At 53.9% G+C, this 5,067-nt stretch carries 4 protein-coding genes and 1 pseudogene; all 5 read right to left on the bottom strand.

The window, feature by feature from the left end; all coding sequences use genetic code 11:
• Positions 1 to 207, bottom strand: a pseudogene (locus Q1W15_RS02520) (hypothetical protein); the annotation flags it as partial.
• The gene (locus Q1W15_RS02515; protein ID WP_300720010.1) at positions 200 to 2,236 is read right to left on the bottom strand and encodes a lipase family protein; all 2,037 of its coding nucleotides are present in this window, start codon (positions 2,234 to 2,236) and stop codon (positions 200 to 202) included. The pseudogene Q1W15_RS02520 and the gene Q1W15_RS02515, both read right to left, overlap by 8 nt.
• A 299-nt stretch (positions 2,237 to 2,535) precedes the next feature.
• On the bottom strand, positions 2,536 to 3,351 hold the full coding sequence (locus Q1W15_RS02510; RefSeq protein ID WP_300720009.1) for a hypothetical protein: 816 nt from the start codon (positions 3,349 to 3,351) through the stop codon (positions 2,536 to 2,538).
• A gap of 69 nt (positions 3,352 to 3,420) precedes the next feature.
• A complete protein-coding gene (locus Q1W15_RS02505; RefSeq protein WP_300720008.1) occupies positions 3,421 to 3,795 on the bottom strand; it encodes a hypothetical protein in 375 nt (124 codons plus the stop codon).
• Between the two features lie 2 nt (positions 3,796 to 3,797).
• Positions 3,798 to 5,067 (bottom strand): type VI secretion system Vgr family protein (locus Q1W15_RS02500; RefSeq protein ID WP_300720007.1); only part of this gene is annotated, 1,270 nt, incomplete at its 5' end.

Here is a 5,067-nt window from a genome sequence, read left to right as displayed (position 1 = left end):
AGTGGCCGAGCGGTACATGACCCAAAGGGTTTCGTTTTTTAACCCTTCAGGCAGCTTGACGGTCACGGTGATTTTTTCACTGTCTGCGGGCGGCGACAGGCTGTAGTCCGGATCGCAACCACCGAGGCTGAAAACCAGCGCGCCGAGTACGGTGGGCCATTTGAGGGCGCGGAGCTTGCCCTCTCGCGCGGCAAGGGGCTTACCCATAGGTTTTCTCGTAATAGGCACGTGGGTCGGCGATGGCATCGAAACGTTGCAGGGCCTCGCTGCCGCCTTCAGCGCTCTGGGTGAAATGCAGGGCCTGATCCATCAGGCCCTGCAAGTCGAGGAAGACGCGTGTGCGGGTCAGCTCATCCTCGGGAATACTGTCACCGTGCGCCTGCATCTGCTGTTCAAACTGGTGCCGTTGCACCTGCCGGTCGAGCAACGGATCACGCGCGGGGTTAATCGACTCCAGCAGTTGATTATGGATATAGGGTTGGTACGCCGACATAAAGTGGTCGCCAATGCGCAGCAGTCGCCCCAGGGACGGGTTGCTGTAACGCGGAAAGAACCTGGCACGGCTCTCGGCGGTCAATGAGGTGTTTAAACGCTGTGTGGCCTGCTCGGCCGTTTGGTCACTGGTCTCGCTAAGACTGGGTACCAGATACAGCTTGGCTACGTGCGGCAACTGCAGGGTTATTGTGCTGTGATAAGGCGCGCCATCCGGCTTCCGATAAGCCGGATAGGGCTCTATTTTCCGCTTGCCATGTTGTTCGGCCTTATAAAATAGGGCGATTTCGCCGTGATGGCTGTAAGGGTCCTCGTGTTTGAATACGTTGGCGAACGCGAGCTGACGCACTGACCAGCTCAGCCCCATCAGCGTGCCCATTGGGCCATAAAGGTCGTACAGGTAATTGTCCAATCCGGCCTCGGGCGGCACGCGAGGCACAAGGTCGGCGTCATTGACATGGCGAAAGTGCCGCAGCTCGCCCAAGGTTTGCACGGCATGGAGGGTAAAGGTGCGGGGCATGCCGTAGGTATAGAGCAATGGATTTCTTGTTTTCAGCGAAGCGGCATAAATCAGTCCAAGAGCACCGCCCAGGCTGTGGCCACAGATAAAAAGTTCTTTATCATTCGCGTCTTCAGAGATCATTTTCTTCAACTCTATGCCATAAATCCTTCTGGCCATCTCATAAGCATCACGAAAACCCAGATGTACGCTGCCCACTGGTGTCAGATCGCTACAGGGAGCCTTGGGGTTGCAATTGGCGGCAACTTCGGGTTTGACGGGGCGAAAGGTTGTGTCGGTGGTAAGATCCGCGAGACCACTCATTTCGGTGCCACGCCAGGCCACCAACACGTGGGAAGCACTGATGGCGTAAAACAGCTGGGTATCGCCCTCCGGCGGAACTGCCTTGGCGGTGTCAAGGGGCTTGGCTGTCACATAGCGATCGCTGAATGCAACATCGTTCACCAGGCAAGGCCATGCCTGGCCGTTATCCCAGACCCGTGGGGTGCGCGACATATCAAGGCATTGCTGCTCAAACAGCTCCTTGACGGAACCCTGTTCAGTTTCAGGCTCATTGCTATAAGCTAGAATACTCATCAACCCCAGGTTGTAGGCGTTGGCCAGGCTGTACCCGCGCTGGTGGTGCAGCACCAACAACCAGGCACGGAACGGGCATACTTCCAGGACATGGCGACGGTCAAGGGCCTCCCCACTGACGGTGAACCCCTTGAATGCATTGTCCGGGAAGTGATACGCCGGGAGCCGGTTGCGGTCGGCCAGCGGTGGGGCGAAATCCGGCTCTTGGTCACACAGTTGGCCAATACGCAGGTAGTGGTAATCGTAGCCTGCCGCGTGCGCTTGCTGCTCAACCGGTGAAAAACCCGAGCGCTGTGGGCCATACAAGGGGGCTGAATCACCAATAACAGGCCGCGGCGGTTCGGCGCGCACCGCGCGCAAACGACGGGTTTGCAACACTTCGGCCAAAGGATTGGCTTGAACGGTCAGGGTGATGGGGACCGGATGCAGCCCCTCAATACGAATCACGCCCTGAGCATCGCTCAGGCCGGAACATGCGGGAGAACAACCCGCGCGAATGGCCTCATTGACCACCTGATAGGGCATGTTCGCCAAAGGGGCTCCCAGCTCATCCAGCAACTGAAATTCGATCCAGTGCTGCTTTTGTGTACCGCCAGTAAAGTCCTTGCGCGGGTTGAGCGTGTCCGTACGGTGCAGGGGATCGTTCATATCCATCCTTAATTGCGAGTCCTATGAAGTTCTTGAAACACGGCCAATCCCCAGCAATTGCCCCCGAGAATCAGTCAGACCTTTCAGCCACCCAACCACACCGCCTGCAAACCATTTGAAAATGCTTGAAACAACAGCACCCATAACAAGCAACACACAACCAGAAGAAAAAAGTTCTGCCGAACACTTCATGCGCACAGTTACCGAGAGAGCAAGACGAGCGAGGCCTTCGGATAAGTACCCTCCACTGCAAATAGGTGTGTTTGGCCATATAACACCTACAGGCATCACGCGTGGATCTAGCTTATTTTCCACTGGGTGAACTCCTCTATCTCATTCTCAAATAGCTCGGTTGCCACCGATGCCCCCCAACCAGATGCCACCCCACCAGCCAACATCAATCCAACGGCACAAAACGGAGCACCGGGGCCACACACTGTCGCTACCGCCAAGCCCGCCAAAACAGTTCCGGCCACTCCGCTTCCAACCATAATGCCTTGCTTAACGGCTTCTTTAGGTTTGTTGTCGGCACTGGCAACTTCATACGTCGCATACACGATCGTAACGATGATTAAAACTTTGCCCGACACCTTCAGAGCCTTGTTCAGCGTATTGAATTGAGTGGCAGGCCTGGCCGATGATTCTACAATTTCGTAGTAGATCGATTTTTTTCGCCCAGCATCAAGCGCTGCAAACTTTCCACCATATTTTCCAATGGACTTTTCATTCAAAATACTTACAAGCTTGGCTGGGATTTTTTTTCTGGCCTGCGCAACAGTCAGACCGTGTACTGATGTTTTTGCTCTGACTTGCGCCATGATTTTATTACGGGCCTCATAGCAAAATTCTGCGGCCTCTTTGACCGTCACATTCCCGGCCTTCACTTGAGCCAGGACCTCATCCTTGACCCTTCTGACGTTGCGGTTGTAATTATCGCGCTGTTTCGCATCACTTATTACGTCTACTGAGAATTTAAGGGCTGCCCCTTCAAGTGACTCAAGGGCCTGACTTAGACTCTCGTCGTCGAGCGAGTGGTCCATTTGAGCCAGATAATCTCGAAAAAAAACCTGCATTGCCTTTACTCCGCCCAGTTCTGTCAATCGCTTCTTCGACACTGCATGCGACAACCTGACGACTTATTTACTGCCATTAACACCACCATAAAAAATGCACTAGCTTCAGCCTTATTCCAAAGCACTCATCACGGCAACCGCTAAAAAAAACCATACGAACGCACCCATCAACAAACCGACAGACAGCCTCATGCGCAACTTTATAGCGCCGGGCAAGCTAGCAAACTCTTTAGGATCAAGCCTTCCATTGCGAATGTGCTTTGCAGGAAAAACTACGCTCCCCATCACAATATAAGACAATGTACAGCGCGTTAAAAACGAACCGCCCCGCCACACATCCCCATAGGAACTTACGATAACACTCCCTTTAAAACCGTCTAATACCTTATTCAAATCCCGACACACAATGTAACCATTCACTCCTATAGAGGTGAGCACCAGAAAAAACGGAAAAATAAACACTATAAACATCTTCAACATAATCATATTTATTCTTCCGCCAGCTTTCTTAGCAGGTTTTCTGCACCGCTGGGTATACCCCCCTCATAATTTAGATTTTCTATTTCAAGCTTGACGCATGAACTGGCGGAAAAAGAATAAAAACTTGCTTTATTTTCACTGTCAAACTCACCGTATAGAGTTGTTCCGTCATCCATGGTTGCCGTGCACTTTATGCCTTCATAATTCAATTCTGGCGGTGCAGAAAAGCTGATCCACTTTTCGGATTCCGGCAGCTCAATCTTCAAATTTTCCGGCACCAAGGTATGCACGCTCATGGTCTTGCCATGTTTGTCAGTCACCCCGTTGAACACCTCACCTTGTTCGGTGGTTACCCGGTAGCGGGTAAATGGCATCGGTGCCTGAGCTTCATCTTTCAGGGTGTAGCCCCCGGCGTAACCAGTCGGCAACGGTGACGCCGGGGTATTGAGGCGAGTGCTACCAAGCTTTTGTACATTGGCAGCCTTGAGGTAGATGTTGCCAGGCGCACCCAACTCGATATCGCCGCCCTTGAGCCGGATGTAGGCCCCCCCACAATTGAGCACCAGTTCTTGCGGAGCACTCACGTGTATACGGCCTTCGACGCTTTCAATCTTGATATCAGTCTTTGCCAGTGCATGCAGGTCATTACCCTGAGCATGCAGTTGAACCTTACCTTTAGCCGCCTTGAGTTGCAGGTCGGCACTGTGTGCAAGCACGCTGACACCCCCTTCGGCAGTGGCGGTGAAGTCTTGCCCGGTGCTGACATCAACATTGCGAGCGGCTGTGATACTCACGCTTTCTGCTCCGGAAGACAGGCAGACCGCTTTAGGGCTAAGCACGCCGATACCTGCCGGAGCATGTAATAACACTCCCGGCAGGGCCAAGCCCTTGAGCGCCTGAATCAGCCGCGCCTGACTCTCAGTGTCTCCTGGGGTGGCTTGAGCACTGCGTGCCGCTTGGGCCAAGGAGCGAGCCAGAGACAGTGCGCTTTCAAGCTGTTCAATTGCAGCGTCCATGGCCAGCACGTCGCCTTGGGCCTTGGCCTGTGTATCCGCACTGATAAACACCCCTTTTCCGCCCCGAATCGCGCCCCAGCCGTCGGTGCGCAGTTCAAAGCCTTCACCGCGCTTGCGCTTTTCGGCATCCACCAAGTGCCCCAGGTTGAGCTGGCTTTTGCCGCTGTGTTCGGTGCTGAGTTTGATGTGTTCCTGGCCACGGGTGTCTTCCAGGCGCAGTTTGTTGTTGGCCGGGGTGCGCAGCACGTTGCGTTTGTAGTTG

This window comes from Pseudomonas sp. (genome assembly GCF_030150285.1).
In the GTDB taxonomy this organism is placed as follows: domain Bacteria; phylum Pseudomonadota; class Gammaproteobacteria; order Pseudomonadales; family Pseudomonadaceae; genus Aquipseudomonas.
Note: the sequence above shows the minus strand (reverse complement) of the source record. Positions and strands in the feature narration are given on the sequence as shown.